The sequence below is a fragment of the Bacillus bingmayongensis genome, assembly GCF_000299035.1.
GTDB lineage: Bacteria > Bacillota > Bacilli > Bacillales > Bacillaceae_G > Bacillus_A > Bacillus_A bingmayongensis.
The window spans coordinates 110,235-137,037 of the sequence record NZ_JH921517.1 but is presented as its reverse complement, the minus strand read 5'-3'; the positions used below and the strand labels follow the sequence as shown (position 1 = coordinate 137,037).

Here is a 26,803-nt window from a genome sequence, read left to right as displayed (position 1 = left end):
AACGACATGATTACGGGAGGTTTCGCTTATGAAAACACGCCAAGATGCATGGACAGGAGAAGACGATCTCCTTTTAGCAGAAACCATTTTACGACATATTCGCCAAGGAAGCACACAACTAAAAGCGTTTGATGAAGTTGGAGACAAATTAAACCGTACTTCTGCCGCTTGTGGGTTCCGTTGGAATGCTGAAGTTAGACAAAATTATGAAGATGCTGTACAACTTGCTAAGAAGCAAAGAAAAGAGTTAAAGCGTTCTGAAGCAAATGTAGAAAAAGAGCAACTATTACAACGAAAACAAAAAAAGAAAATCGTAATTGATGCTGAATTTTCCGAAGAACTTGTTGCTAATAAACCTTCTCTTACAATGCAAGATGTAATCTCATTCTTGCAAAACTTAGGAAGCAATAATCCTCACTTAGAAAAGATACAAATTGAAAATGAAGACTTGCATACAAAGCTTGCCTCCTTACAAAAAAGAAATGACGAACTAGAAGTCAAACTAGCAGCTTTAACGAAAAAACAACAAGCAATCGAAGAAGATTATGCAATGCTTGTTAGAATTATGGACCGCGCTCGAAAACTTGTGCTAGTAGATGAACAAGAAGATCAAATTGCCCCTATCTTTAAAACAGATCAGAACGGGAATTTAGATATTATATATACAGCAGAAAACTGAAGTAGAAATGAGGGTAGCTAGGCTATTCTCATTTCTATTTCTGTCCCCCTCTTTTACATTCTTCCTCAGAAAATCCTCAAACAATTTATTGTTTTTGTAAATTATTACTATTTTTAAACATATTTCATTCTCTTTGTTTTACAACCATATATAACGAATACGAAAGGAGTTGCATCCCCTATTCCCGTTCTTTTTAGTCATTCATATTATCGCAGGCTTTATCTTTTTACTAATCGGCCTAATTTCTAGTTTCGCTCTAAAACGGCGAGGTATTCATACGATTTTTGGTGAGCTTTATCATGGCTTTTATGTAATTGTATTTGTAACAGCTATTATTCTGGCGATCCTCCACTGGGAACAAAGTGCCTATTTATTTTATATCGCCCTTTTCTCCTACGGTTTAGCATTACTTGGCTATACAGCTGTTAAAATAAAATGGAACAATTGGATTATTACACACATTTCTGGGATGTTAGGCTCTTATATCGGCATCATTACCGCCACACTCATTACAAACGCAGCAAAAATACCACTATTAAAAGAGTTTCCAACACTGCTTATTTGGTTCCTTCCAACCATTATCGGCACACCGCTTATTACCATCATTATAAATAAAACCGTCAAAAGAAATATAACTGCTTAATAGCAATTGATATGTATTACAAGCTCTACTACTGAATGTAAGTGTTTATATTAAAATTCAACATAAATTACCATATATTTAAAACAGCGGAACATATTTATTTCATCAGTATCTTTTATAATAATATTCTTATGCAATTTACTTACTCCTATTAAGACAACAGGATTTGCTTCACTCGATTTTCCCTTTTTTATTTTTACTGTCACAAAAAAGCGTATGCCCCTACTGGAACATACGCTTTTTATCTCTTATTCTTGCCCCACACGCTTCACTTCTACATGTTTCAAACGTTCACGTACAACGTGGCTTGCCATAATCAAGCCGGCCACAGATGGTACGAACGCATTTGAGGAAGGTGGTAATTTCGCTTTACGAATTTTTGCGTTTTCGTCTGGAACGATTTCTTTACGAACCTCTTCGCGAATTACAATTGGGTTTTCGTCAGAGAATACCACTTTCACACCTTTTTTAATACCTTCTTTACGAAGCTTCGTACGAATCACTTTCGCAATTGGATCTGTATGTGTTTTTGAAATATCCGCAATACGGAAACGAGTTGGGTCCATTTTGTTTGCTGCACCCATACTTGAGATGATTTTAATTTTGCGTCGTAAGCATTGTTTAATTAAATGAATCTTGAACGTAATTGTATCTGATGCATCAACTACGAAGTCTAAACCATGTTTAAAGAACTCTTCGTATGTCTCATCTGTATAGAACATTTCTAATCCAATGACTTCACAGTCTGGATTAATATCGGCAATACGCTCTTTCATTAATTCTACTTTTGAACGTCCTACAGTAGAAAGTAATGCATGGATTTGACGGTTAACGTTTGTAATATCAACAACGTCTTTATCAACTAATACAAGACGTCCTACACCAGAACGTGCTAACGCTTCTGCTGCAAACGAACCTACACCGCCAATTCCTAAAATACCTACCGTACTATTTTTTAATATTTCAAGACCTTCTTTTCCGAAGGCTAATTCATTACGTGAAAATTGATGTAACATTCAGCTCTACACCCCTATTACAAAAATGGTCTACCATGTATTCTAGCGTTTTTCCGACTATTTGTATAGAAAAAGTTATACAAATCCTAAAAATACTTGTTTCAAAAAAGAATATAGAGATCCGAGTTGTTTGAGAGGCAGAAGCCTGAAGGATACGGAGTGTAGATGGACTACACAAGTAACCAGACTAGCGAAGAAATCTGGTTGCTATCTTCACCGGATTTTTTGAACGTCCTCTAAAAAAATCCTAGATGGCTTTAGTATAACCATCTAGGACTCCTTCTTACTTCTCTTCTTTTATATTTAATTGCAAGTTAAGCTCTTCAAGCTGCGCTCCTGCAACTGGGCTTGGCGCATCTGTTAATAAGCAGCTTGCGCTTGCTGTTTTCGGGAATGCAATTGTATCGCGAAGGTTTGTACGACCTGCAAGTAACATTACAAGACGGTCTAAACCTAGTGCAATCCCGCCATGTGGTGGTGTACCATATTCGAATGCTTCCAATAAGAAACCGAATTGTTCTTGCGCTTCTTCTTGTGAGAATCCAAGTGCTTTGAACATTTTTTCTTGTACATCACGCTCGTAAATACGAAGTGATCCACCACCAAGCTCATAGCCGTTTAATACAAGGTCATATGCTTGCGCACGTGCTTTTTCTGGTGCTGTTTCTAATAGCTCAACATCTTCACGGAATGGCATTGTGAATGGGTGATGAGCTGCGAAGTAACGATCTGCATCTTCATCGTACTCAAGAAGTGGCCAGTCAGTTACCCATAGGAAGTTAAATTTGCTTTCGTCAATTAACTCAAGCTCTTTACCTAAACGTAAACGAAGTGCGCCTAAGCTATCTGCAACAACACTCTTCTTATCAGCAACGAATAGTAATAAGTCACCAGCATTCGCTTCTAATGTACGCATTAGTACGTTTGCATCTTCTTCACCGAAGAATTTCGCAATTGGTCCTTTTAAGCCATCTTCTTCAACTTTTAACCAAGCTAGACCTTTTGCACCGTATACTTTTACAAATTCAGTTAATGCATCGATATCTTTACGAGAATATTTGCTCGCTGCACCTTTTGCATTAAGTGCTTTTACTTGTCCACCGCTTTCTACAGCGCTTGTGAATACTTTAAAGCCGCAACCTGCTGCGAATTCAGATAGGTCAGTAAGCTCCATCGCAAAGCGTGTATCCGGTTTATCAGAACCATAGCGAGCCATTGCATCAGCATATGTCATACGAGGGAATGGCGCGTTAACCTCTACACCTTTTGCATCTTTCATAACTTTCGTCATCATGCGTTCCATCATTTCTAGAATTTCTTCTTGCGTTAAGAATGATGCCTCGATATCAATTTGTGTGAATTCTGGTTGGCGATCCGCACGTAAATCTTCATCACGGAAACAACGAGCTACTTGATAATAACGTTCAAATCCGCCGACCATAAGAAGCTGTTTAAATAGCTGCGGAGATTGAGGTAATGCATAAAATTCACCTTCATGCACACGGCTTGGTACTAAATAGTCACGTGCTCCTTCTGGTGTACTCTTTGTTAAGATTGGTGTTTCAACTTCTAAGAACTCTTCTGAATCTAAGAAATTACGAATTGTTTTTGTTACGTCGTGACGCATTTTGAATGTGTTATACATAACGGGGCGACGTAAATCTAAATAACGATATTTTAAACGAACATCTTCTGATGCATCTGTGTCATCTGCGATAATAATTGGCGTTGTTTTTGCTGCATTTAATACATTTACTTTCGCCCCGTGTACTTCAATGCGTCCTGTTGCCATGTTTTCATTGATTGCACCAGCGCCGCGTTCTACAACTGTACCTTCTACGTGCAGTACGTATTCGCTACGAATTGTTTCTGCTACTTCTAGTGCTTCTTTAGATGTTTCTGGGTTAAATACAACTTGTACGATACCTGTGCGGTCACGTAAGTCGATGAAAATTAATCCACCTAAGTCACGGCGCTTTTGTACCCAACCTTTTAATTGAACTGTTTGTCCAACTGCTTCTACTGTTACTTTTCCACATACATGTGTTCTTTCAGCCACTATAAGTTCCCCCTATATTAATCTTTCTGCTACATATGAAGCAAATACGTCTAATGCTACTTCTTCTTGCTCACCTGTTGCCATATCTTTTAAGTTAATGATGCCTTTATCTAACTCATCTTCTCCTAATACAGCTACATATTTCGCATTTAGACGATCTGCTGATTTAAATTGCGCTTTCATTTTGCGATCTAAATAATCTTTTTCAACTGATAACCCAGCCTTACGAAGATCAAACGCAACTTTTGCAGCGTGATCTTTCGCTTTGTCTCCAAGTGCTACAACATAGCAATCAATGTTATGTTCAATTGGCAATTCGATATTTTCAGCTTTTAGCGCCATAATTAAACGCTCGATACTCATTGCAAAACCGATACCAGGCATTTCTGGACCGCCGATTTCTTGTACAAGACCGTTATAGCGACCACCACCGCTTAATGTCGTGATTGCACCGAAACCGTCTGCTTCACTCATAATTTCAAATACAGTGTGCTGATAGTAATCTAAACCACGTACTAGATTTGGATCTTTTTCAAATGGAACACCCATCATTGTTAATAGCTCTTGTACTTTTTCATAGTACGCTGTTGATTCTTCGTTTAAGTATTCTGTAATAGATGGTGCTGTGCTCATTAATTCATGATCACGATCCTTCTTACAGTCTAAAATGCGAAGTGGATTTTTTTCTAAACGAGATTGGCAATCAGAACAGAACTCACCGATGCGAGGTTCAAAGTGAGCGATTAGCGCCTCACGGTGCGCTTGACGGCTCGCTGGATCACCTAAACTATTTAGAACAACTTTAATATTTTTTAAGCCCATGCCGCGGTAGAATTCTACAGCAAGCGCAATTACTTCTGCATCGATTGCTGGGTCATTACTACCGATTGCTTCGATACCGAATTGTACGAATTGACGATAGCGACCTGCTTGTGGTCTTTCATAACGGAACATTTGACCAATGTAATATAATTTCGTTGGCTGCGTTGCATCACCGTACATTTTGTTTTCAACGTAAGAACGTACAACAGGAGCTGTTCCTTCTGGACGAAGTGTTAAGCTACGCTCGCCACGATCTTGGAATGAGTACATTTCTTTTTGAACGATATCTGTTGTATCACCAACACCACGTAAAAATAATTCTGTGTGCTCGAAAATTGGTGTACGAATTTCTTTATAGTTGTAACGACGGCAAATTTCGCGTGCTTGCCCTTCGATATACTGCCATAACTCAACACTACCTGGAAGAATATCTTGCGTTCCGCGTGGGATTTGAATAGACATATTCAGTTCCTCCTCAAATTGTTTTAATCTTATTAAAAATAAAAAAACTCCCGCCTCTACTGATTATCCAGTAGGGACGAGAGTATTATACCCGTGGTGCCACCCTAATTGAAGCACGTATGCTTCCACTTTTTTAATAACGCTTAAACTTGCGTTCACCTCTACTAAGCATCGATGCCGTTCAAGTTGAAACCTACAGAGTGTCATTCGATCAGTCATCATGTAGAAATGTTTTCAGCCTAGGACATTTCTTCTCTTTTCATGTGTATCTCATCTACTCTTCTCTATCATCGGTTCTCTTCATATGTAAATATAAAATTACTATACGTTTGTTCAGAGCGATTGTCAAGTGTCCTAGGAGCGTTCAATCTGCTTCTTTAAGCGTTTTACATCTTGTAATGAAATGCCAAATTCAGAAGCGAGTTCCATAGAAGTATTATTTTGTTCTCTTGCAATAAACTCATGAAAATTCACGTTAAACAATTGATTTGCACCATTCGTAGCAGAGTGTCCTTTTTCATTCATGCGCATACGTGTATCCCTCACAATCAATATGGATGTTTTTATTTCTATTGTTCCATATTGATACGCCAGTTATACACGAAATCAAAAAGGAGAACACTACTGCTCCCATATATACATAAGGCTACTGTTAATAATAATGATGACGGCTAATACAGTCGCTAAAGTAACATATTTTAAGTGATAGAGTGCTACAACGCCTAATCCAAAAATCATAATTTCTAACACTAGATGTAATGTATCTTGTAATCGCCACGTTGTTCCTAGCGCTCCAAATAATCCCCATATAATAGCTACAATAAGTGGAAGAATAATCGCAAATGAAATTTTTATAGCAGGCATTTTCCCCATCCGAAATCCCCAATACCCTATAGTGCCAAAGCTACATAACTCTAACACAAAACGTAAAGCTATATTCATTTCTTGAAGCATTGTGCATCATCTCCCTATTTCCAGTTCCCCTTCTTCCATAGTGAGTTGAATACATTCATTTCATATACACACTAACACTTCTAAATTTATTTTTTTAAACAATCATAGTATAAAGTTACGAATTATTCCATAAAGACCAAAAAAGAGAGGATTCTCTAATCCTCTCTTCATCACATTATTTACTTTCCAAAATTAAGGTCACCGGACCATCATTAATTAAAGAAACATCCATCATTGCTCCGAATTGTCCCGTTTCTACGTGTAACCCTTGTTTACGAAGTTCTTCATTGAAGAAATCATACAAGTTCTCTGCATAGTCTGGTTTCGCAGCGTCCATAAAGTTTGGGCGTCTCCCTTTACGACAATCTCCGTACAATGTAAATTGTGAAATAGAAAGAACTTGTCCCTTCATATCTAGTACAGAATGGTTCATCTTCCCGTTCTCACCTTCAAAAATACGTAAATTTGCAATCTTTTCAGCAATATATGTTGCATCTTTTTCTGTATCTTCGTGAGTAATACCAACTAGCAATGTTAAACCGAACGGAATTTGTCCTACAATTTCACCATCTACTGTAACAGACGCTTCCTTTGATCGTTGCAAGACAACTCTCATACCGAATACACTCCTTATTAATGCATCATGCGGCGTACCGCGTAAATTTCTGGAACTTGTTTAATACGCTCTACGACTTTTTTCAAATGATGTAAATTACGAATGGAAATAGACATATTGATTGTCGCCATTTTATTGCGGTCACTTCTACCCGAAACAGCTGAAATATATGTTTTCGTTTCTGTAACAGCTTGCAGAACTTCATTCAATAAGCCGCGGCGATCATATCCAGAAATTTCGATATCAACATTGTATTCAATTTCTTTTTCTGGACTACCTTCCCACTCTACTTCAAGTAAACGTTCTTGCGCTTCTTCTGTATGCACATTGACGCAATCACGACGGTGAATTGATACACCGCGCCCTTTCGTAATGTATCCGATAATATCATCACCTGGAACTGGGTTACAGCATTTCGATAAACGGATTAATAAATTATCAGCCCCGCTCACTTTTACACCTGAATCCCATTTCCGAATTTTCATCGGCTTACGAACTTCTTTCACTTCAACGATATCTTGTTCTTCTTCACGCTGTTTGCGGAACTTGTCCGTTAGACGCGTTACAATTTGTGCAGCTGTAATACCGTTATACCCAACTGCCGCAAACATGTCTTCTTCGTTCGCAAAGTTATATTTCTCTGCCACTCGTTTTAAATTGTCAGGTGCTAATACCTCTTTCATCTCATACTCTAAGCCACGCACCTCTTTTTCAACAAGCTCGCGACCTTTTTCGATATTCTCGTCGCGGCGTTGCTTTTTGAAAAATTGACGGATTTTATTTTTCGCATGTGAGGTTTGGGCAAGTTTCACCCAGTCCTGACTTGGTCCATACGAATGTTTAGACGTTAGAATTTCAATGATATCACCTGTTTTTAACTTATAATCAAGTGTCACCATTTTACCATTTACTTTTGCACCAATTGTTTTATTCCCGATTTCTGAATGGACACGGTAAGCAAAGTCAATTGGAACAGAACCTAGTGGTAATTCCATGACATCGCCTTTTGGTGTAAAGACGAATACCATATCGGAGAACAGATCAATTTTTAATGATTCCATAAATTCTTCCGCATTAGAAGCTTCATTTTGCCATTCTAATATTTGACGGAACCATGTTAATTTCTTCTCAAGGGTACCTGTTGCTTCTGCAGCTTTCCCCTCTTTATATGCCCAGTGCGCGGCAATCCCGTACTCCGCAATCTCATGCATTTCTTTCGTACGAATTTGCACTTCAAGCGGGTCACCCTTTGGACCAATTACAGTTGTATGCAGGGATTGATATAGATTCGCTTTCGGCATGGCAATATAATCTTTAAAACGACCTGGCATCGGTTTCCAACATGTATGGATAATACCAAGCACCGCATAACAATCTTTAATACTATTTACAACAACGCGCACAGCTAACAAATCATAAATTTCATTAAATTGTTTATTTTGAAGTGCCATTTTACGATAAATACTATAAATATGTTTTGGACGTCCTGAAATATCAGGTTGAATCGCTACTTCTTTCAGTTTGTCACGAATACCCGTCATTACTTCATCCAAATATTCTTCACGCTCTGCACGTTTCCGCTTCATTAAGTTAACAATGCGATAGTATTGCTGCGGATTTAAATAGCGAAGCGCTGTATCCTCTAGCTCCCATTTAATAGTATTAATTCCGAGTCTATGAGCTAAAGGTGCAAAAATTTCTAACGTTTCATTTGCAATACGACGCTGCTTTTCTTGCGGCAAATGCTTCAGCGTACGCATGTTATGAAGACGGTCAGCTAATTTGATTAAAATAACACGAATATCTTGGGCCATTGCAATAAACATTTTGCGATGGTTCTCTGCTTGCTGTTGTTCATGAGATTTGTATTTAATTTTCCCAAGCTTTGTAACCCCATCAACAAGCATTGCAATTTCTTTATTAAATTCCCGTTCAATATCCTCTAATGTAACTTCGGTATCTTCTACTACATCATGCAAAAAACCTGCCGACACTGTAGATGGATCCATGTGTAAATCAACTAAAATACCTGCAACTTGAATCGGATGAATAATATATGGTTCGCCCGATTTTCTATATTGCTCCCTATGTGCATCACGTGCATATTCATAGGCACGTGCCACTAGTTCAATATCATCGTCCGCTAAATATTGTCCTGCTTTCTCGAGTACCTGTTCAGCTGTTAGTACTTGCTCATTTGCCATCGAATCACCTTTTATTGAAAATTGACTTTTCCCTTATCATTAGAATAAATTTTATTCTATCATTATAACCTAATGATTGTGAATTGTGAAAAGGAAAAGATTTTACAGATATTTCACCATACTTTTTTGTACAATTATACAAAAGTACCCGCTCCTCTCCAAGAGATTCACGGGTACTTTTTTCTATCGCCGTAGTTTTACCTATATAATAATTAGTATTTTTCCAACACTAATACATCATAACCGTCTAACATTTTGCGGCCATCTAAGTAAGTAAGTTCTACTAAGAATGCAATCCCTGCTACAATTCCGCCAAGTTCTTCAACTAGCTTAATTGTCGCTTCGATTGTTCCACCTGTAGCTAATAAGTCATCTGTAATTAATACGCGTTGACCTGGTTTAATTGCATCTTTATGGATTGTTAAAACATCTTTTCCATACTCTTTACCGTAGTCAACTTTAATTACTTCACGAGGTAATTTTCCTAATTTACGAACTGGTGCAAACCCTACTTCTAGCGCGTATGAAACTGGACAACCGATAATAAAGCCACGTGCTTCTGGTCCTACTACAAGATCGATGTCTCTTTCTTTCGCATAAGCAACGATTTCATCTGTTGCTGCTTTGTATGCTTTCCCATCGTTCATTAAAGGTGTGATGTCTTTAAACACGATACCTTCTTTCGGATAATCCGGTACAATTGCGATATGTTGCTTGAAATCCATATTTCTGAATCCTCCTCAGATATAAAAGGTCTGTAAATACAAGGCCTTTACCCTAACTGTTCTACTTCTTTATGATTACGAATCGTTTCAAACCATGTATATAGTTGTTGATATGTGCTATAAACCAATTCTTTTTCTAATTGTAAGTGGTTCATTTTCTCACGATATGTGTTCGATTCAATTAAATCACGCTTTTTCATTTCGTCTGCCATAAAAATGACACCGTCTTTTATTGTAACAAATTCTAACTCAAAAAACACCTGTGTCATGAAATTTACTGTATCTTTTGACCAGCCTTTATGACGGCATAGTTGTTCTCCATGTTGTCTTAAAGAAAATGGTGCTTTTTGATGTAAAAAGGAATAGTACCATTTAAAATGTTCTCTTGTTGGAACCGTACTAAATAAATGATTATTCTCTTGGTAAAACAGCGTATAAATTCGCGCTGGAAATCCCGCCTTAAATAAACCGCGTAATTCATCTGTTGACTTTGGTAAATCTAACAAAACAATATAACGACTATCTAGGTCAGTCACTTCTGAAGCATGCATAAGTTGTTCTTTATATTCTTCTAGAGAAAATTTATTTAATACCTCTTCAGAAAAATACACCATTGTTATTTTTTCTAGCGAAAGTTCTGCTAAGTTCGATTCCACATTACGCATGCTACGCCAATCAAATAATTGCCATGCATCTACCGCAATATCTTGAATCATCAGTTGCGGTTTTTTGAAATTATTCCATTCATTAATTGATGCCTCACCAACAACAGAAACGTGAGCAACTGGCGAAATTTCTTTCGCATAGGCTCCAAATCCAAATCCAATCGTATCTAACGTCGCCTGTCCATCACGAAGTGCCATTTTTAAATGAGAACCATCAGATCCAATCGCACGAATACTTTCTAACTCCGCATCCCTAATTGCGATACGTGGCTTCGGATTTCCAACACCAAATGGCGCTAGCTTTTGCATTTCTTCAATTGCCGAAAGCGTCACATCCTCCACTTTGCAAATCGCATCAACTGTTGTAATCGGAGTAAAATCTTCGGGCGTTAAAATCGTATCTGCTTGTTCATTTAAACGGCGGCGCAGTTCATCCACATCATTCATATGAAGCGTCATTCCTGCCGCCATTGGATGCCCACCAAAGTGAGGTAACAATTCCCTACAATCTGATAAATTTGCAAACAAATCAAATCCTGCAATACTACGAGCAGACCCTTTTGCTGTTTGTTTTTCAGGATCAATACACAACACAATTGTTGGTCGATAAAAACGCTCTACTAGTTTAGAAGCAACAATTCCTATTACACCTGGATTCCATCCTTCTTTCGCAAGTACTAGCACTTTATTGTCCTCTGGCGGGTAGTTGTTTTCCACCTCTGCAATTGCTTCTTCTGTAATTTGCTTTACAATATCTTTTCGAAGCTTGTTCAGCTCATCAATTTCTTCAGCAAGCTCTTTCGCTTCTTCTGGATCCTCTGATAAAAGAAGGTGAACTGCCGGAGCCGCATCTTCTAAACGACCAATTGCATTAATACGCGGTGCAATTGAGAAGCCAATGCTTTCTTCCGTAATCTCGCTTTGTGAAACATTTGCTACTTTAAATAATGCTTTTAAACCAACATTTTTCGTCATTCGCATTTGTTTCAATCCGCGCTGTACGAGCAATCTATTCTCACCATGAAGAGACACTAAATCGGCTACCGTACCAATCACTGCAATTTCTAATAAATGCTCCGGTACACGTCCAAGTAGTGCATGCGCTACTTTAAATGCAACCCCAACGCCCGCTAAATAATGAAACGGATAGATGCCGCCTTCTAGCTTCGGATGAATAATCGCAAGTGCTTCTGGAAGTTCTGGTGGCGGCTCATGGTGATCTGTAATAATAAGATCCATACCAAGCTCTTTTGCTACCTGCGCCTCATGAACTGCTGCGATACCTGTATCAACAGTAATGATAAGAGAAAATCCCGCACGATGTGCCCAGCGAAATGCCTCTTCATTCGGTCCATATCCTTCAGTAAATCGGTTTGGAATATAGAACTCAACATCTGCACCTAGTTCTTGAAGAGCAAGAAATAAAACGGTTGTGCTACTTACACCGTCCGCATCATAGTCCCCGAATATTAAAATTTGCTCTCCATTTTGAATGGCTTGCCCTACACGTTCTACTGTACGGTCCATTCCTTCAAGTAAAAATGGATCGTGAAATTCTTGCCCTTCTGTATTTAAAAAACCCACAATCTTATCTTCTGTATCTAAACCTCTACCGAGGAATAACGAAGTGACAAGCGGTGATAATTGCAATCTGCTTGCTAACTCACCTACTTGTTCCTCATTAAATGCCTTTTCTTTCCAACGCGTCTTCGGTTGTAACACGAAATCACCCCTTAACCTGTCCATTATACAAGACAGATTAAGGGGTGACAATATCCTGCAAACTACGATTGAACATCTCTATAATTAAATAAAAATCTATTTAATTATAGAAGAAAACCATATTAATCCGGAGAATACGGATTAATATGCACAAAAACATTTTGTACGTTATCTTGCTGCATCAACACCTCTTTTACATGCTTCCCAATGCGATGTCCCTCTTCTACTGTGATATATGGATCAACAGACACTTTAATATCAACAATGACATAATGACCATGTTCTCTCGCATATAGGGAACCAATTTTTTTAACACCCTCTACCTGAAGAACGGATTCTCTTAACGGAATGACATCTTCTTCATGAAGGACATGATCAAGTGTGGTATGAATTGATTCTCCGCCAATGCTCCAGGCCATCTTCACAACAAGAAGTGAAACAAACAATCCCGCAACCGGATCGGCATACACAAGCCACTCTAAACCTAGTTTATTTCCAATAATTGCTGCACAAATCCCGATTAAAGCTGCAATTGAAGAGAATACATCCGAACGGTGCTCATATGCATTTGCAATAATTGCATCACTGTTTACCCGTTTCCCTAATCGATACTTATACCGAAACATTCCTTCTTTCACCACGATAGAAAGAATAACCGCATAAATCGTAATTCCCTTTGGTGGTTCAAGCTCTTGTGTAAAAGCCTTTATAGAAGAAATCGCAATTTCAATCCCTACAATAAATAGCAAAACTGCGACAATAATCGCTGAAATCGATTCCGCTTTTCCATGTCCATAAGGATGATCCTCATCGGGTGGTTGCTTTGCTGCACGTAACCCGAAAAACACAGCTAATGAGCCAATCACATCAGAACCTGAATGAACCGCATCTGCCAAAAGCGCCTTACTGTTCCCAATATATCCAATTACCGCCTTTATAACCGCTAATACAATATTACCAACGATTCCAACAATGGCACCAAACTCCGCCTGTTTAAAACGTTCATTTTTTTCCATAAACGAAATCCCTTCTTTTCTCAAACTACCTTTTTATTGTAGCAAAAATAATGGTAGAACTACCACTTCCCTCCAGTCCTCCTCGAGATTGGCTCTACTAACCTTTAGCAAAAACCAGTAAAGAAAGTGTCACTTTAGTGTATCCGCAAACGAAAAAAGAGATGCCTCTAAAGAGGCATCATCTTTTCGTCTTAATTTTTACACTTGTGGTTCAGATACTTCTGTATTTTCTCTTTTCGTACCTTTTCCTTTTTTCAATCGGCGATTTTCAAGCATTAGCCAGATTTGAGAAGCAACGAAGATAGAAGAGTACGTACCTACAACTAGTCCAACCATTAATGCAAGTGAGAAGTTTCGCAGTGATTCACTACCGAAAATAAGCAGCGCAATAACTGGGAACAACACCGTTAGAACTGTATTTATAGAACGACCAATTGTTTGACGAATACTCGAGTTTACAATTTCTTCCAAATCTTTCGAGTCGCGAATTCGTTTTTTCTGTTTGTATAGCTCACGGTTTCGGTCAAATGTAACAATCGAGTCATTAATCGAATAACCAATGATTGTTAATACCGCCGCAATAAACGTTAAATCTACTTCCAATTGGAAGATACTGAACACAACAATCATAACGAATGCATCATGTAACAATGCGATTACAGCAGATAACGCATATGTGAAACGGAAACGAATACTTACATATAAAACGATAACCGCTGAGGCAATCATAACTGCGATAAATGCATTTCGTGCAATCTCTTTCCCGATTGTTGGAGAAACTGTACTTATATTTGGATCTGTCCCATATTTATCGTGGAAGAATGTTTTTGCTTTCGAAATTTCATCTTTTGATAAAACGCCTAACGTACGAACAGCAAATCCTTTATTGTCATCTCCAGTTGGTACAATATCTTCTTCTTTTACATCAATTTTTAGCTCTTGTAAATCTTTGTGCACTTGTGAAACACTAATCGCTTGTTTAGATTGCAAGTCAATACGTGTACCACTTTCAAAATCAATTCCAAGATTCAGCTTGAAAATCGGTAATATAATCGCTCCAGCGATTACAACCACAATCGAGAATAAGAAGAACTTATGCCCAATATTCACAAAGTTAATACGATCAAATCTAGTTGGTGCATGCTCTACACCTTTTGACAACGGAAGAATTTCTTTCTGTTTCACACCAAAGTAAGACATTTTCTTATCGAAGTAACGGCTTTTTACAAGTAATCCAAGTAAGAAACGAGTACCGAATACGTTCGTAATAAAACCGACTAAAATACTGACAATTAAACTTGTCGCAAATCCTTTTACAGAGCTATTACCATAAACGAATAACACACCAGCCGCTGCAATTGTTGTAATGTTCGCATCTAAAATCGTTGCTAACGAACGGTGATTACCCGCGCGATATGCAGACATCATGGACTTACCAATTCGCAATTCTTCCTTGAGTCGCTCATACGTAATAATATTCGCGTCAACCGCGATACCAACCCCGAGCACTAACGCCGCAATCCCCGGTAACGTAAGGACTGCATGCATCCAGTTAAAGACAAGCAATGTTACGAAAATATATAAACCTAACATGATAACCGCTACAAGTCCTGGCAAGCGGTAGAATACAAGCATAAATAAGAAGATTATAGCAATACCGATTACACTAGCGAAAATCGTTTGCTCTAATGCTTGTTGACCAAATTTTGCTCCAACAGATGTTGAATACATTTCTTTTAAATCAACAGGAAGCGCACCAGCGTTTAATAAGTCTGAAAGCTGCTTCGCACTTTCAACAGTAAAGTTTCCTCCAACGATGGATACTTCCGCTTGGTTAAATACTTGGTTTACTGTTGCTGCTGATAAAAATTTCGGATTAGGTTTTGCAGATTCTGCTTTATAAGAATCTTTACCTTCTTCAAAATCAAGCCAAATCACCATTAAATTTGTTGGTGGCGGCATTTTAGATATTTTTTCAGTTACTTCGCGGAATTTTTCAGCACTTTTTAATGTAAGTCCAACGCTTGGTCGACCTTGATCATCAAACGTTTGCTTCGCTCCCCCGCCTTTTAAATCTGTTCCGTCCATGAGAAGGTTATCATTCACATCACGGAATGTTAATTTCGCTTGAGTAGATAAAATTTCACGTGCTTTTTGCTGATCTTTTACGCCAGCAAGCTGTACACGAATTCGATCTTCTCCTTCAATTTGAATGTTCGGCTCACTTACACCGAGAACATTCACACGATTTTCAAGAGCACCTACTGTACTTACAAGTGCGTCTCGATCAATTTTATCACCCTTTTTCGCTGGCTTTACTTCATATAAAATTTCAAAGCCACCACGAAGGTCTAGTCCAAGACTAATTCCTTTTGTTATGTTCTTGCCCGTCGCACCAATAATTCCACCGATTAGTAAAACGATGAGAAAGAACGCGACGATTCTAGTACTACGCTTTGCCATATGTACCTTCTTTCTGCTACTAAAACCATAAACAAATCACATCATTCATTTACGCTAGACAATTTCCTGTAACAATCATTTCTGTTTATTCACAGGCATTCCTCTACATTTATGCGTTTGTCTAGTTAGTAGGCTTCCTTTCTGTGAATTTTTAGCATTTTGTTACTAGTATGCTACTAGTCATATAGGTAAAACCTCAGTTCTACGTCTTAGACGCACAAACACCCTATATCTTACTACAAATTAGTATGACTTCTGCTTTCTACCTCCTTTACTTAAAATCTCTGACATATAACATTCCTCTTTATCAATACCTATCATTATACTGCAAAAGGAAGAACAAACCAATTACAGCCGGTTATTTATTTTCATATTCTTCAAATGACCAAAGTGGTTCTTGATATGCTTCTACTGTTAAGTATGTCATGTACTCATTTGCTGTTAATGTTAGCACATCATTCACAAGCTCATACAATCTAACGTCACTCGCTACCTTTTTCCACTTTTTGCTTTTTAAACATTTCCAAATATCCTCGGTCGTCACTCGGTCATAGCCAATCATTTGAAATTCTTCTACTTTGCTTTCTAAAACGACTTGTAACTGTCCGCGGTAAGCTTCTACCAAATCTTCTTTTTCAATCATACATCACATCTCCTTTTTATTTCAGCACGAAAAGTCGTTTTTCATCCCGCTCTAATGGACAGCAATAACTGCCTTTAAGAGTTTTCATCGCTCTGCCCTTTCCCCTAAAAGTTTTTCTTTATAAGCGCCTCTTCTTAAATGCTTGTCATTCTTGTCTCATACGTGCATATAAATTATTGTAAATCATTCCACTGATTTTGAGAAGGTAGGAGAAGACCATGACGAGACAAAGCTTTTTACGAGGTGCATTTATTTTAATGCTAGCTGGTTTTATTACAAAAATTCTCGGGTTCATAAATCGAATTGTAATGGCACGTATTTTAGGAGAAGAAGGCGTAGGTCTTTATATGATGGCTGTCCCCACCTTTATTTTAGCAATTACGTTAACACAAATCGGGCTTCCTGTTGCTATTGCAAAATTCGTCGCAGAGGCGGAAGCAGTAAATGACAAACAAAAAGTAAAGAAAATATTAACAGTATCATTAGCTGTTACATCCGTTATTAGTATTATCTTAACAATCGCAATCATGCTTCTAACCCCTATTTTAGCTGAAACATTACTAACGGATAAAAGAACGTACTATCCACTAATGGCCATTTTACCTGTCGTTCCTGTTATTGCGGTTTCATCTGTTTTACGTGGTTATTTCCAAGGAAAACAAAATATGAAACCGAGTGCATATGCACAAGTGTTAGAACAAGTTGTCCGCATTACCATTATTGCCATATGTATTCGTCTATTTTTACCTTACGGTGTTGAATACGCCGCTGCAGGCGCAATGCTATCAGCTGTTCTTGGGGAAGTCGCTTCTTTATTATTTTTACTCACTTTATTCCAGCGTGAAAAACATCTTTCCATACGAACTGATTTTCTAAGTACTGTTAAAGAAAGTAAACACACTTTTCATTCACTTATGGAAATTGCACTTCCAACTACAGGGAGTCGCTTAATTGGATCGGTTTCTTATTTTTTTGAACCAATTGTCGTTATGCAAAGCTTAGCGATAGCTGGTGTCGCTGCTTCAGTTGCTACGCAGCAATACGGCATATTAAATGGCTATGCGTTTCCTCTCTTATCACTACCAGCCTTTATTACATATGCTCTTTCTACAGCACTCGTACCATCCATTAGTGAAGCAATGGCAAAAAAACAGCATCAATTAGTGGAACATCGCTTGCAACAAGCACTTCGTATTTCTTTAATTACTGGAGGCTGGTCAGTCGTTATTCTTTATGTATTTGCCTCACCTGTTTTAACTCTCATGTACGGTTCGGATAGTGCAACTGCATTCATTCAATTACTTGCACCTTGCTTTTTATTTCACTACTTCCAAAGTCCTCTTACATCTGTTTTACAAGCTTTAAACTTGGCACGTGCCGCGATGATGAACACATTTATCGGAGCCATTGTAAAACTGCTCGTTATTTTCGCATTAGCTTCACGTCCGGAATTTCAAATGATGGGGGTTGCACTTGCAATCGCCGCTAATATTGTGACTGTAACGTTCCTTCACTACGCCACAATCTTAAAAAAAATTACGTTCACGATTTATATAAGAGATTATATTTTCGGTGGAATTGCGATTGCCGTTGCAGGAGCTTTTGGATTCTATCTTCATAAATATATCGTTTTTTCACATTCACTTGGCATGCAAACATTATGGGAAATCACCTTAACTACTATCCTTTATACACTGCTTCTTCTCATTTTCAAACTCATTCGTAAAGACGAATTACGGCGTCTCCCGATCATCAGGAAACTATCATTTTTGAAATAACTATACAAATAAGAAGCTTACTTTTTTAACGGTAAGCTTCTTACTTATCTTTCAAATCCACAAAAAACTCTCCATTTTGAAAGCTACAATATAAAATCTCCGTTACATCTTTATACCCTATGTTTTTCAACTTTTCCACAAGCCATTCACCTGTTTGGTCAATCATCTGTAAATGTGAATGTTGAATTTCTCCATCAATAATAAGAGGAAATGAAAAAACTAACGTATTATCCTTATTTGGTTTATGAAATACAGACAGTTTTCCTGAAGCTTCTAAAATAGCATATTCGACATCACGGATATCACCAACTCCTCCTTCTCTTAACTGCATTAATAAATCGTCCATGTTATAACGTTGCTTTCGCATTTGTTTCTCATCAATTTTCCCCTTCCGAACAATAATGGCTGGTTCACCATCGATTAAATGTCGTATCCTTCCACTTTTGAGAGAAGCATATGCTAATACAATCTGGATCACTACAATTACTACCATAGGAACAATTTGATCCCACATAGGACGATCAGCATCTATAATCCCTAATACAGCAAGTTCTCCTAACATAATGAAGACAACTAAGTCTAAGATACTTAGTTCTCCGATTTCGCGCTTTCCCATAACACGAAAAATAATTAGCATAATAAAATACAGTAACACTGTTCGTAGAGCAATTCCCCATAGTTCCATCTTTAATCCCCTTTCTACACATTTCTTCTAAGGTGTAGTTTAACCAGCAAAAAAGAAACTAGTCTAACTTACAAGAAATGAAAATATGTTTGTATTAAAAAGGAGGAATGTCCCATGGATGGAACAAAAAAATTATCTACGGCAATCGGCTTTGGCATTATCACTTTATTAATACTTGCCTCTGTTACAAGCATGGTGATTGCGCTTTTATTAAAATTCACAAACATTAATGAAGGAACATTAGCAATCACTCTTTTCATATTTGCGATTCTCTCTGCTCTCATCTCTGGTTTTATCGCTGGTAAAAAGGCACAAGGAAGAGGATGGTTAGTCGGCTTCACAACCGGACTCACCTTTACAATTCTTGTTTTTCTCGTTAGCTACTTAGGCTTCTCACACGCTCTCTCCAACTCACAACTTCTCTATCAACTTGCGTTAATGGGGGCAAGTACAATTGGTGGTATATTCGGCGTTAACATGACGAAACGCTCGAATTAAAAAAGCCCTGCTATTAAGCAGGGCTTTTGACTATTACTTCTTCACAACTTCACGAATCGCATTGCGATCGAATGTTAAGTGTGAACCACCAGATTTAATTACAATCGTAGTGTCATCTACTGATTCAATTGTACCGTGTAAGCCACCGATTGTTACGATAGCGTCACCTTTTTGTAGTTCACTTTGCATTTGAGCTACTGCCTTTTGACGCTTTTGCTGTGGGCGAATTAATAAGAAATAGAAAATCGCAAACATCGCAACAATCATGACAATATTCATCATACCTGGATTCATCTTTTGTTCCTCCTTTTAAATTATGTATTAGAAGTTTTTAGCATTCGGTTTATTAAAGCCATATTGTTCAAAGAACTCTTCACGGAAATCACCAAGACGGTCTTCACGAATGGCTTGTCTCACCTGCTCCATTAAGTTTAACAGAAAATGAAGGTTGTGATAAGACGTTAAACGAATTCCGAACGTTTCATCACATTTCATTAAGTGACGAATGTACGCACGAGAGTAGTTTTTACATGTGTAACAATCACAATTTGGATCAAGCGGACCGAAGTCTCTTGCAAACTTCGCGTTTTTCACAACGAGGCGACCTTGACTTGTCATACATGTACCATTTCGAGCAATACGAGTTGGAAGTACACAGTCAAACATATCAATACCACGAATTGCACCATCAATTAATGAGTCAGGGGATCCTACTCCCATTAAATAACGCGGTTTATTATCCGGAAGAAGCGGTGTTGTAAATTCAAGCACACGGTTCATAATATCCTTCGGTTCCCCAACTGATAATCCACCTACTGCATAACCAGGGAAGTCCATCGAAACAAGGTCTTTCGCACTTTGACGACGAAGCTCTTCAAACTCTCCACCCTGTACAATACCAAATAACCCTTGATCTTGTGGGCGTTCGTGTGCTTTTAAGCAACGTTCTGCCCAACGGCTCGTACGTTCCACAGATTTTTTCATATATTCAAAAGTAGCTGGGAAAGGAGGACACTCATCAAATGCCATCATAATATCTGAACCTAATGCATTTTGAATTTCCATCGCTTTCTCTGGTGATAAAAATAACTTGTCTCCATTTAAGTGATTACGGAAATGAACGCCCTCTTCCTCAATGCGACGGAAGTCACTTAAACTAAATACTTGGAAACCACCGGAATCCGTTAAGATTGCGCGATCCCAGTTCATAAATTTATGTAAACCGCCTGCTTCACGTACAATTTCGTGACCTGGACGAAGCCATAAATGATACGTATTACTTAAAATAATGCCTGAATCCATTGCTTTTAGCTCTTCTGGTGACATTGTTTTAACTGTAGCAAGTGTACCAACTGGCATAAATGTCGGTGTATCAAATGAACCGTGCGGTGTATGGACGCGACCTAAACGGGCACCCGTTTGTTTACATGTTTTAATAAATTCATAACGAATTGCTGTCATAGATTTACTCCTTTTTATTTGTTTCTTACTTTAGCATGAGACGCAACGAACATCGCATCACCGAAGCTAAAGAAACGATACTTTTCTTTTACTGCTTCATTATAAGCATGAAGGACATTTTCTCTATTTGCAAATGCACTTACAAGCATAATTAATGTTGACTTTGGCAAATGGAAGTTTGTAATTAAACCATCAATTGCTTTAAATTCATAGCCAGGATACATAAAAATATCCGTCCATCCAGACGCCGCACATAGTTTGCCATCGTGATCTGTAGCAATCGTTTCTAACGTACGCGTTGACGTTGTACCAACTGTAATAATACGACCACCGTTCTCTTTCACACGATTTAACAACTCTGCCGTTTCTTCTGACATATGATAATACTCCGCATGCATATGATGTTCTTCAATTGTATCCGCAGAAACTGGTCTAAATGTACCAAGACCAACATGAAGTGTAATAAACGCTAATTGAACACCTTTTTGTTTTAATTTTTCTAATAGCTCTTCTGTAAAATGCAGCCCCGCTGTTGGTGCCGCTGCAGAACCGATTTCCTTCGCATATACCGTTTGATAACGATCGCGATCTTCTAGCGTTTCTTTAATATATGGAGGAAGCGGCATTTCTCCAAGTTCATCTAAAATTTCATAAAAGATACCATCATACGAAAACTCAAGCTGACGACCACCTTGATCAGCCGTTCCGATGCAAGTTGCTTTTAGCTTTCCTTCACCAAAAGAAATGACAGTTCCTTCTTTTACACGTTTAGCTGGTTTCACAAGCGTTTCCCACTTATCTCCATCTTCTTGTTTTAAAAGAAGCACTTCAATATGTGCACCTGTGTCTTCTTTCACACCATGCAAACGAGCAGGCATAACTTTCGTTTCATTTAAAACTAAACAATCACCCTCATGTAAATAAGAAAGAATGTCAGTAAAATGCTTATGCTCGATATCACCTGTTTCACGGTCTAACACCATTAATCTTGATGTTTCACGCTCTTCAAGCGGCGTTTGTGCAATGAGTTCTTCTGGTAAATGAAAATCAAACAGATTAATATCCATAACTGTATCCACCTATTTCTATTTAAATCGATTTATTATATACATAATAAAAGATAATACAATACTTAACACAATACATGTAATGATCGGAAAATAAAAGGTAACGTTTCCTTTTTTCACAAAAATATCGCCTGGAAGTCTCCCTATGAACTTCCAAGCTAATCCAACGACAATGAGAAGAATACCAGCTGTAATAAGCAGCTTTGGCATATCCGTCATATTTGTGGCATCTCCATTCCAAAATGTTCATAAGCAAGTGGCGTTACGATTCTTCCCCTCGGCGTTCGTTGTAAAAACCCAATTTGGAGTAAATATGGTTCATACACATCTTCAATCGTATGAGACTCTTCTCCAATTGTCGCCGAAACTGTTTCTAATCCAACTGGACCTCCACGGAACTTTTCAATAATTCCAAGCAGTAACTTATGGTCAATATGATCAAGACCTAGTTTATCTACTTGTAAGAGCTCTAATGCCATTTGTGTAATTTCCATCGCAATCGTTCCATCGCCTCGAACTTGTGCGAAGTCACGTACACGTCTTAGTAAACGGTTTGCGATACGTGGCGTACCGCGTGCACGCCTTGCGATTTCTAAAGCTGCCAAAGAATCTATTTCAACTTCAAATACTTCCGCTGTACGTTCAACAATTGCCGAAAGTTGGTCTACTGTATAATACTCTAATCGTGATAATACACCAAAACGGTCACGAAGCGGCGCTGATAACGCACCTGCGCGTGTTGTTGCACCAACTAGTGTAAATGGAGGTAAATCAAGACGTACAGAACGCGCCGTTGGGCCTTTACCGATGACGATATCAAGACAGAAATCCTCCATTGCCGGGTATAATACTTCTTCAATTGATCGGTGCAGACGATGAATTTCATCAATAAATAATACATCACCAGGTTGAAGCGCTGTTAACACTGCCGCTAAATCCCCTGGACGCTCGATTGCTGGACCTGACGTTGTTCGAATATTAACACCCATTTCATTAGCGATAATATTTGCAAGCGTCGTTTTACCAAGTCCTGGCGGCCCATATAATAGTACGTGATCCAATGTCTCCTCACGCATTTTCGCCGCTTCAATAAACACTTCTAAATTATGCTTTGCCTTATCTTGGCCAATATACTGACGGAGCGTCTGTGGCCGTAACGAATATTCTAAGTCCGCATCTTCATGTGCCGATTCTCCTGAGAGGAGACGTTCGTCCATTCTACTCACCTCTTACCATTTAGTAAAAGACTAAGTGCCTTTTTAATATATTGATCCGTCGTAAGTGATTCTTTTAATAACTCCGGTACAACGCGATTTACTTCTCTTTCTGCATAGCCAAGTGCACGAAGTGCTTCAAGCGCTTCATCAAGCTCAGCTGATGAACCTTTCTTCTCGTCGAAACGTTCTACATCTGAGAATAAATCAACAAATGCATCTGGTACAACATCAGCTAATTTCCCTTTTAAATCCAAAATCATTTGGCGTGCTGTTTTCTTGCCGACACCTGGGAATTTCACTAAGAATTTTTCATCCTCATGTTCAATCGCTTGAACAACCTGTCCTGTTTGACCAGAAGCTAAAATGGCAAGTGCACCTTTTGGTCCGATGCCTGATACACCTAAAAGTTTTGTAAATAATAAACGCTCTTCACGTGTCTTAAATCCGTAAAGCGCCATAATATCTTCTCTCACATAATGATATGTATATACACGAATTTCTTGCTTACTTCTTTGGAATACATACGGATTTGGCGTAAAAATTTGATAGCCAATTCCATTATGATCAAGAACGACATATTCTGGTCCTACATATTCCACGTAACCTGTAACATATTCAAACAAAATACGATCTCTCCCTCTCAAATCATGTATTCCATTTTAACATACTTAACGTTAGAAAAGCGAGACTGCCCCAACAAATGTTCTCCGTTTCATTTTTCCATTTTTTATATATTGACAGAACGATATAAAGCAAATTAATATTACAAAGTCGATAATGATTATCAATATTAATTAAAGGGGTTACATCAAAATGAAACGCAATTTATCTATTCTATTTACTCTCATTCTTGTTGTTCTTGCTATTGTTGGTTGCTCCGCTAAAAAAGAAGACACACAAGCAAAAGAACAACCGAAGACAAAAGTTGTAAAACACGCTAAAGGAGAAATCGAGATTCCAACAAATCCAAAGAAAATCGTTGATTTATCTGGATCATCTGAAGAACTATTACTTCTTGGTCATAAACCTGTTGGTACAGCTAACACGTATAAAGATAAAATTCAAGATCATTTGCAAGAAAAACTAAAAGGTGTAAAAGCAGTTGGTTGGTACTGGGCACCTAAGGTTGATTTAGAAGCGGTTACTGCTTTAAAACCAGATTTAATCATTTTAAACAACCGTCAATTGAAAATTTATGATCAATTAGCAAAAGTTGCACCAACAGTTGTCTTAGAAACAAACTTAGAAAACTGGCGCGGTAAATTTAAAGAAGTCGGCAAGCTATTTGACGAAGAGAAAAAGGCAGATAAATGGATTGCAGACTACGATAAAAAAGCAGCTTCCTTATCTAAAAAAATTAAAGAGAAAACAAAAGATGAAAACTTCATGTTCCTTGCTGTAACACCGCAAAACTTCCGTGTATACGGCAGCTTCGGATATGGTGATATTATCTTTAACGACTTAAAACTTCCTGCAACGAAAGGTACAGATTTAAAACAAACGATGGCACAAGTATCATTAGAAGGTCTTGTTGCATTCCAGCCTGATCAAATGTTTGTTGTAAACTTTGGCGGCGAAGCAGATAAAGTGTTTGATGACTACAAAAACAGTACTGTTTGGAAAGATAACAAAGCTGTAAAAAATAATCATGTTTACGAAGTAAGCAATGAAGTCTTTAACACAAAAGCATTCAACCCAATTGGAAAAGATATGCTAATTGATGAAATTGCAAAACAAATTTTAGATAAGAACAAATAAGAAAAACAGCAGCAGCTCATCCCGAGCTGCTGCTGTTTTTCTTATTTTGCACTGCATACTGCTTCATTTTCTCAATCGTCTTCAAAAAACGCTCTTTTGACTTAATACGAATACCACGTTTCAGCTCTGCCCGTTCATAACTTTCTAGCTTTTTCATATCAATTTGAAAAAATGAATGAATCGCATTATCACTTTTTGGCACACCATTAAAAATTTGCAGTATCCCCTCATCGGAAACACCAAAATACCCACTCGTTTTAAGTAGTGGTGAAATATCATCTACCTTTTTTTGCAATACAATTTGTGTATCATCACGGTCGACAAGTTGCCATTCTTTATACTGCTGAAGAAACTGTTCTAAGTTTGCTACTTTTTCAGTAAAAATTTCCTCACTTACTTCTCCATCTAAATACATACGCTCTAATAGAATCGTAACTTGAGGTTCTTTTTGCGTGACCTCTGGTACAGAAGCCGCAGCAATCACACTTGATTCATGATATAAACAAAACATAGCGATTACGACTTGAACTGCAACCATCATGAATTTCATTTATTTTCACCTCTTCTAAGCAAAATAAAACTTCTATTTGTAGTTTTTCCCGAAGTAGAAGTTTTATCCATAGGAAGAGTAGATATCATTTATTGAGAATTATAGAATATGCAAACTCTCGAACAAATCGCCATTTTGTACACCAAATAGTATCAGAGTAAATTTCTGATATCACAAATTCCTTTGATCATGTAGAGACATGTTTTTATTTTTACTCGTTTGAACCGTCGCAATATAAACCCCTGCTAGCACAATTACCATTCCAAGTAACTGTTGCCATGTAATTGTTGCTTTGTATAAAACAACTGCAATTAAAGTTGCAACTATAGGTGTGATATTTAAATACATACTTGCTTTACTTGCTCCAATTTCTTCTACACCTTTATTAAATACTATATAGCCAATTAGCGTTCCACACACGACCATATACAACATCTCAAGCCATCCTTGTATAGAGAGCGCCGGAACTTTCTCCCATCCTCCCTCAAAAACAGAAAGACCTGCTAGAAAAACAGCTCCTATTACAGTCATACTCATAGTCGTCAACAAAGGCGAAACACCTTTCATCACTGCCTTTCCAGTTAAGCTGTATAACACGCCACAAGCTAATGCAGCTATAAACAATAGATCTCCTTTATTAAACGACAAAGATATAAGTGTATGTAATGAGCCTTTCGTAATAACAATAATGACACCTATAAGAGATAAGATTAAACTTATTGCTATTTTCACACTCCATGTTTCTTTAAAAAACAAAATCGCTCCCATTGTAACAAACACTGGCATTGTGGCAATAATTAATGAGCCGTTCATCGTAGAAGTATAATAAAGTCCCATAAAGAAAAATGCATTATATCCAAAAATACCAGTTAAGGATACAAATAATAAACCTTTCCAGTTTCTACTTAACACGCTCATATTCCACTCAGATTTAACTAGAACAATCGCCACTAAAGTAACTCCAGCTAATGCAAAGCGAATTGTCGCTGCAACGAGCGGAGGAATTTCTGTAATAACATGCTCTGCCGTTGCAAAAGAGCCACCCCAAAACAAAGGAACGAGTAACATTAATACATACATACGGTTTTTACTGTTCACCT

Annotated in this window: 26 protein-coding genes and 1 other annotated feature; of the genes, 5 read left to right on the top strand and 21 right to left on the bottom strand. The window is 37.9% G+C overall.

Annotated elements, in window-relative coordinates; genetic code table 11:
- Positions 1-28: 28 nt before the first annotated feature.
- Positions 29-679, top strand: a complete 651-nt coding sequence (locus Y7E_RS0107650; protein WP_017150695.1) for an RsfA family transcriptional regulator — start codon at positions 29-31, stop codon at positions 677-679.
- Positions 680-848: 169 nt separating this feature from the next.
- Complete coding sequence (locus tag Y7E_RS0107645; RefSeq protein ID WP_017150694.1) at positions 849-1,322, top strand: hypothetical protein; 474 nt, start codon at positions 849-851, stop codon at positions 1,320-1,322.
- 248 nt (positions 1,323-1,570) lie between these two features.
- Here Y7E_RS0107645 and Y7E_RS0107635 read toward each other — a convergent pair whose 3' ends face one another.
- The 12 genes from Y7E_RS0107635 to Y7E_RS0107580 form a co-directional block, all read right to left on the bottom strand.
- Positions 1,571-2,338 carry a tRNA threonylcarbamoyladenosine dehydratase gene (locus Y7E_RS0107635; RefSeq protein WP_017150692.1) on the bottom strand — a complete coding sequence of 256 codons (768 nt, stop codon included), beginning with the start codon at positions 2,336-2,338 and terminating at the stop codon, positions 1,571-1,573.
- Positions 2,339-2,621: 283 nt separating this feature from the next.
- Complete coding sequence (gene aspS / locus Y7E_RS0107630; RefSeq protein ID WP_017150691.1) at positions 2,622-4,397, bottom strand: aspartate--tRNA ligase; 1,776 nt, start codon at positions 4,395-4,397, stop codon at positions 2,622-2,624.
- A gap of 12 nt (positions 4,398-4,409) precedes the next feature.
- Entirely contained in the window at positions 4,410-5,681 is a 1,272-nt protein-coding gene (hisS, locus tag Y7E_RS0107625; protein WP_017150690.1) for a histidine--tRNA ligase, read from the bottom strand.
- A 69-nt stretch (positions 5,682-5,750) separates the two neighbouring features.
- Positions 5,751-5,981 (bottom strand) — a binding site (T-box leader).
- A gap of 54 nt (positions 5,982-6,035) precedes the next feature.
- The gene (locus Y7E_RS33580) at positions 6,036-6,227 is read right to left on the bottom strand and encodes a hypothetical protein (RefSeq protein ID WP_237741389.1); all 192 of its coding nucleotides are present in this window, start codon (positions 6,225-6,227) and stop codon (positions 6,036-6,038) included.
- Positions 6,228-6,302: 75 nt separating this feature from the next.
- On the bottom strand, positions 6,303-6,635 hold the full coding sequence (locus Y7E_RS0107615) for a YrdB family protein (protein WP_017150688.1): 333 nt from the start codon (positions 6,633-6,635) through the stop codon (positions 6,303-6,305).
- A 175-nt stretch (positions 6,636-6,810) separates the two neighbouring features.
- Positions 6,811-7,251 carry a D-tyrosyl-tRNA(Tyr) deacylase gene (locus Y7E_RS0107610; RefSeq protein ID WP_017150687.1) on the bottom strand — a complete coding sequence of 147 codons (441 nt, stop codon included), beginning with the start codon at positions 7,249-7,251 and terminating at the stop codon, positions 6,811-6,813.
- 17 nt (positions 7,252-7,268) lie between these two features.
- Positions 7,269-9,455, bottom strand: a complete 2,187-nt coding sequence (gene relA / locus Y7E_RS0107605; protein WP_017150686.1) for a GTP diphosphokinase — start codon at positions 9,453-9,455, stop codon at positions 7,269-7,271.
- A gap of 212 nt (positions 9,456-9,667) precedes the next feature.
- On the bottom strand, positions 9,668-10,180 hold the full coding sequence (locus Y7E_RS0107600; protein ID WP_017150685.1) for an adenine phosphoribosyltransferase: 513 nt from the start codon (positions 10,178-10,180) through the stop codon (positions 9,668-9,670).
- A 47-nt stretch (positions 10,181-10,227) separates the two neighbouring features.
- Entirely contained in the window at positions 10,228-12,567 is a 2,340-nt protein-coding gene (recJ, locus tag Y7E_RS0107595; protein ID WP_017150684.1) for a single-stranded-DNA-specific exonuclease RecJ, read from the bottom strand.
- Positions 12,568-12,689: 122 nt separating this feature from the next.
- Positions 12,690-13,583, bottom strand: coding sequence for a cation diffusion facilitator family transporter (locus Y7E_RS0107590; protein WP_017150683.1), 894 nt, complete (start codon positions 13,581-13,583; stop codon positions 12,690-12,692).
- 198 nt (positions 13,584-13,781) lie between these two features.
- Positions 13,782-16,046 (bottom strand): protein translocase subunit SecDF, encoded by a 2,265-nt coding sequence (gene secDF / locus Y7E_RS0107585; RefSeq protein WP_017150682.1) that lies wholly within the window; start codon positions 16,044-16,046, stop codon positions 13,782-13,784.
- Positions 16,047-16,404: 358 nt separating this feature from the next.
- Positions 16,405-16,689 (bottom strand): post-transcriptional regulator, encoded by a 285-nt coding sequence (locus Y7E_RS0107580; protein ID WP_017150681.1) that lies wholly within the window; start codon positions 16,687-16,689, stop codon positions 16,405-16,407.
- 218 nt (positions 16,690-16,907) lie between these two features.
- On the opposite strand from Y7E_RS0107580, the gene spoVB reads away from it, so the two are divergent.
- Positions 16,908-18,467 carry a stage V sporulation protein B gene (spoVB, locus tag Y7E_RS0107575; protein ID WP_017150680.1) on the top strand — a complete coding sequence of 520 codons (1,560 nt, stop codon included), beginning with the start codon at positions 16,908-16,910 and terminating at the stop codon, positions 18,465-18,467.
- A 40-nt stretch (positions 18,468-18,507) separates the two neighbouring features.
- Here spoVB and Y7E_RS0107570 read toward each other — a convergent pair whose 3' ends face one another.
- On the bottom strand, positions 18,508-19,152 hold the full coding sequence (locus Y7E_RS0107570) for a DUF421 domain-containing protein (protein WP_017150679.1): 645 nt from the start codon (positions 19,150-19,152) through the stop codon (positions 18,508-18,510).
- A gap of 114 nt (positions 19,153-19,266) precedes the next feature.
- Between Y7E_RS0107570 and Y7E_RS0107565 the strand changes: the two genes are divergently transcribed.
- Positions 19,267-19,650 carry a TIGR04086 family membrane protein gene (locus Y7E_RS0107565; RefSeq protein ID WP_017150678.1) on the top strand — a complete coding sequence of 128 codons (384 nt, stop codon included), beginning with the start codon at positions 19,267-19,269 and terminating at the stop codon, positions 19,648-19,650.
- A gap of 33 nt (positions 19,651-19,683) precedes the next feature.
- On the opposite strand, the gene yajC is transcribed toward Y7E_RS0107565, so the two are convergent.
- The 6 genes from yajC to ruvA are packed head-to-tail and all read right to left on the bottom strand — an operon-like array spanning position 19,684 to position 24,018.
- Positions 19,684-19,944, bottom strand: a complete 261-nt coding sequence (yajC, locus tag Y7E_RS0107560; protein ID WP_017150677.1) for a preprotein translocase subunit YajC — start codon at positions 19,942-19,944, stop codon at positions 19,684-19,686.
- Positions 19,945-19,971: 27 nt separating this feature from the next.
- Positions 19,972-21,111 carry a tRNA guanosine(34) transglycosylase Tgt gene (gene tgt, locus Y7E_RS0107555; RefSeq protein WP_000125373.1) on the bottom strand — a complete coding sequence of 380 codons (1,140 nt, stop codon included), beginning with the start codon at positions 21,109-21,111 and terminating at the stop codon, positions 19,972-19,974.
- A gap of 14 nt (positions 21,112-21,125) precedes the next feature.
- Positions 21,126-22,178, bottom strand: a complete 1,053-nt coding sequence (queA, locus tag Y7E_RS0107550; RefSeq protein WP_017150676.1) for a tRNA preQ1(34) S-adenosylmethionine ribosyltransferase-isomerase QueA — start codon at positions 22,176-22,178, stop codon at positions 21,126-21,128.
- An 18-nt stretch (positions 22,179-22,196) separates the two neighbouring features.
- Positions 22,197-22,397, bottom strand: a complete 201-nt coding sequence (locus Y7E_RS0107545; protein WP_017150675.1) for a DUF2905 domain-containing protein — start codon at positions 22,395-22,397, stop codon at positions 22,197-22,199.
- Complete coding sequence (ruvB, locus tag Y7E_RS0107540; protein WP_017150674.1) at positions 22,394-23,395, bottom strand: Holliday junction branch migration DNA helicase RuvB; 1,002 nt, start codon at positions 23,393-23,395, stop codon at positions 22,394-22,396. Before ruvB ends, Y7E_RS0107545 begins: the two co-directional genes overlap by 4 nt.
- Before the next feature lie 5 nt (positions 23,396-23,400).
- On the bottom strand, positions 23,401-24,018 hold the full coding sequence (gene ruvA, locus Y7E_RS0107535; RefSeq protein ID WP_017150673.1) for a Holliday junction DNA helicase RuvA: 618 nt from the start codon (positions 24,016-24,018) through the stop codon (positions 23,401-23,403).
- 190 nt (positions 24,019-24,208) lie between these two features.
- Here ruvA and Y7E_RS0107530 point away from each other — a divergent pair, with 190 nt between their 5' ends.
- Positions 24,209-25,153, top strand: coding sequence for an iron-hydroxamate ABC transporter substrate-binding protein (locus tag Y7E_RS0107530; RefSeq protein WP_017150672.1), 945 nt, complete (start codon positions 24,209-24,211; stop codon positions 25,151-25,153).
- 16 nt (positions 25,154-25,169) lie between these two features.
- On the opposite strand, the gene Y7E_RS0107525 is transcribed toward Y7E_RS0107530, so the two are convergent.
- Both Y7E_RS0107525 and Y7E_RS0107520 read right to left on the bottom strand, forming a co-directional pair.
- On the bottom strand, positions 25,170-25,703 hold the full coding sequence (locus Y7E_RS0107525) for a BofC C-terminal domain-containing protein (RefSeq protein WP_017150671.1): 534 nt from the start codon (positions 25,701-25,703) through the stop codon (positions 25,170-25,172).
- Between the two features lie 171 nt (positions 25,704-25,874).
- Positions 25,875-26,801, bottom strand: a complete 927-nt coding sequence (locus Y7E_RS0107520; protein ID WP_017150670.1) for a DMT family transporter — start codon at positions 26,799-26,801, stop codon at positions 25,875-25,877.
- Between the last annotated feature and the right edge of the window lie 2 nt (positions 26,802-26,803).

Excerpts from the sequence above, each read along its gene's own strand:
- Y7E_RS0107650 (WP_017150695.1), top strand. The coding sequence starts at position 29 with ATGAAAACACGCCAAGATGCATGGACAGGAGAAGACGATCTCCTTTTA.
- Y7E_RS0107635 (WP_017150692.1), bottom strand. The coding sequence starts at position 2,338 with ATGTTACATCAATTTTCACGTAATGAATTAGCCTTCGGAAAAGAAGGT.
- hisS (WP_017150690.1), bottom strand. The coding sequence starts at position 5,681 with ATGTCTATTCAAATCCCACGCGGAACGCAAGATATTCTTCCAGGTAGT.
- Y7E_RS0107615 (WP_017150688.1), bottom strand. The coding sequence starts at position 6,635 with ATGCTTCAAGAAATGAATATAGCTTTACGTTTTGTGTTAGAGTTATGT.
- Y7E_RS0107610 (WP_017150687.1), bottom strand. The coding sequence starts at position 7,251 with ATGAGAGTTGTCTTGCAACGATCAAAGGAAGCGTCTGTTACAGTAGAT.
- relA (WP_017150686.1), bottom strand. The coding sequence starts at position 9,455 with ATGGCAAATGAGCAAGTACTAACAGCTGAACAGGTACTCGAGAAAGCA.
- Y7E_RS0107600 (WP_017150685.1), bottom strand. The coding sequence starts at position 10,180 with ATGGATTTCAAGCAACATATCGCAATTGTACCGGATTATCCGAAAGAA.
- Y7E_RS0107590 (WP_017150683.1), bottom strand. The coding sequence starts at position 13,583 with ATGGAAAAAAATGAACGTTTTAAACAGGCGGAGTTTGGTGCCATTGTT.
- secDF (WP_017150682.1), bottom strand. The coding sequence starts at position 16,046 with ATGGCAAAGCGTAGTACTAGAATCGTCGCGTTCTTTCTCATCGTTTTA.
- Y7E_RS0107580 (WP_017150681.1), bottom strand. The coding sequence starts at position 16,689 with ATGATTGAAAAAGAAGATTTGGTAGAAGCTTACCGCGGACAGTTACAA.
- spoVB (WP_017150680.1), top strand. The coding sequence starts at position 16,908 with ATGACGAGACAAAGCTTTTTACGAGGTGCATTTATTTTAATGCTAGCT.
- Y7E_RS0107570 (WP_017150679.1), bottom strand. The coding sequence starts at position 19,152 with ATGGAACTATGGGGAATTGCTCTACGAACAGTGTTACTGTATTTTATT.
- Y7E_RS0107565 (WP_017150678.1), top strand. The coding sequence starts at position 19,267 with ATGGATGGAACAAAAAAATTATCTACGGCAATCGGCTTTGGCATTATC.
- yajC (WP_017150677.1), bottom strand. The coding sequence starts at position 19,944 with ATGAATCCAGGTATGATGAATATTGTCATGATTGTTGCGATGTTTGCG.
- tgt (WP_000125373.1), bottom strand. The coding sequence starts at position 21,111 with ATGACAGCAATTCGTTATGAATTTATTAAAACATGTAAACAAACGGGT.
- queA (WP_017150676.1), bottom strand. The coding sequence starts at position 22,178 with ATGGATATTAATCTGTTTGATTTTCATTTACCAGAAGAACTCATTGCA.
- Y7E_RS0107545 (WP_017150675.1), bottom strand. The coding sequence starts at position 22,397 with ATGACGGATATGCCAAAGCTGCTTATTACAGCTGGTATTCTTCTCATT.
- ruvB (WP_017150674.1), bottom strand. The coding sequence starts at position 23,395 with ATGGACGAACGTCTCCTCTCAGGAGAATCGGCACATGAAGATGCGGAC.
- Y7E_RS0107530 (WP_017150672.1), top strand. The coding sequence starts at position 24,209 with ATGAAACGCAATTTATCTATTCTATTTACTCTCATTCTTGTTGTTCTT.
- Y7E_RS0107525 (WP_017150671.1), bottom strand. The coding sequence starts at position 25,703 with ATGAAATTCATGATGGTTGCAGTTCAAGTCGTAATCGCTATGTTTTGT.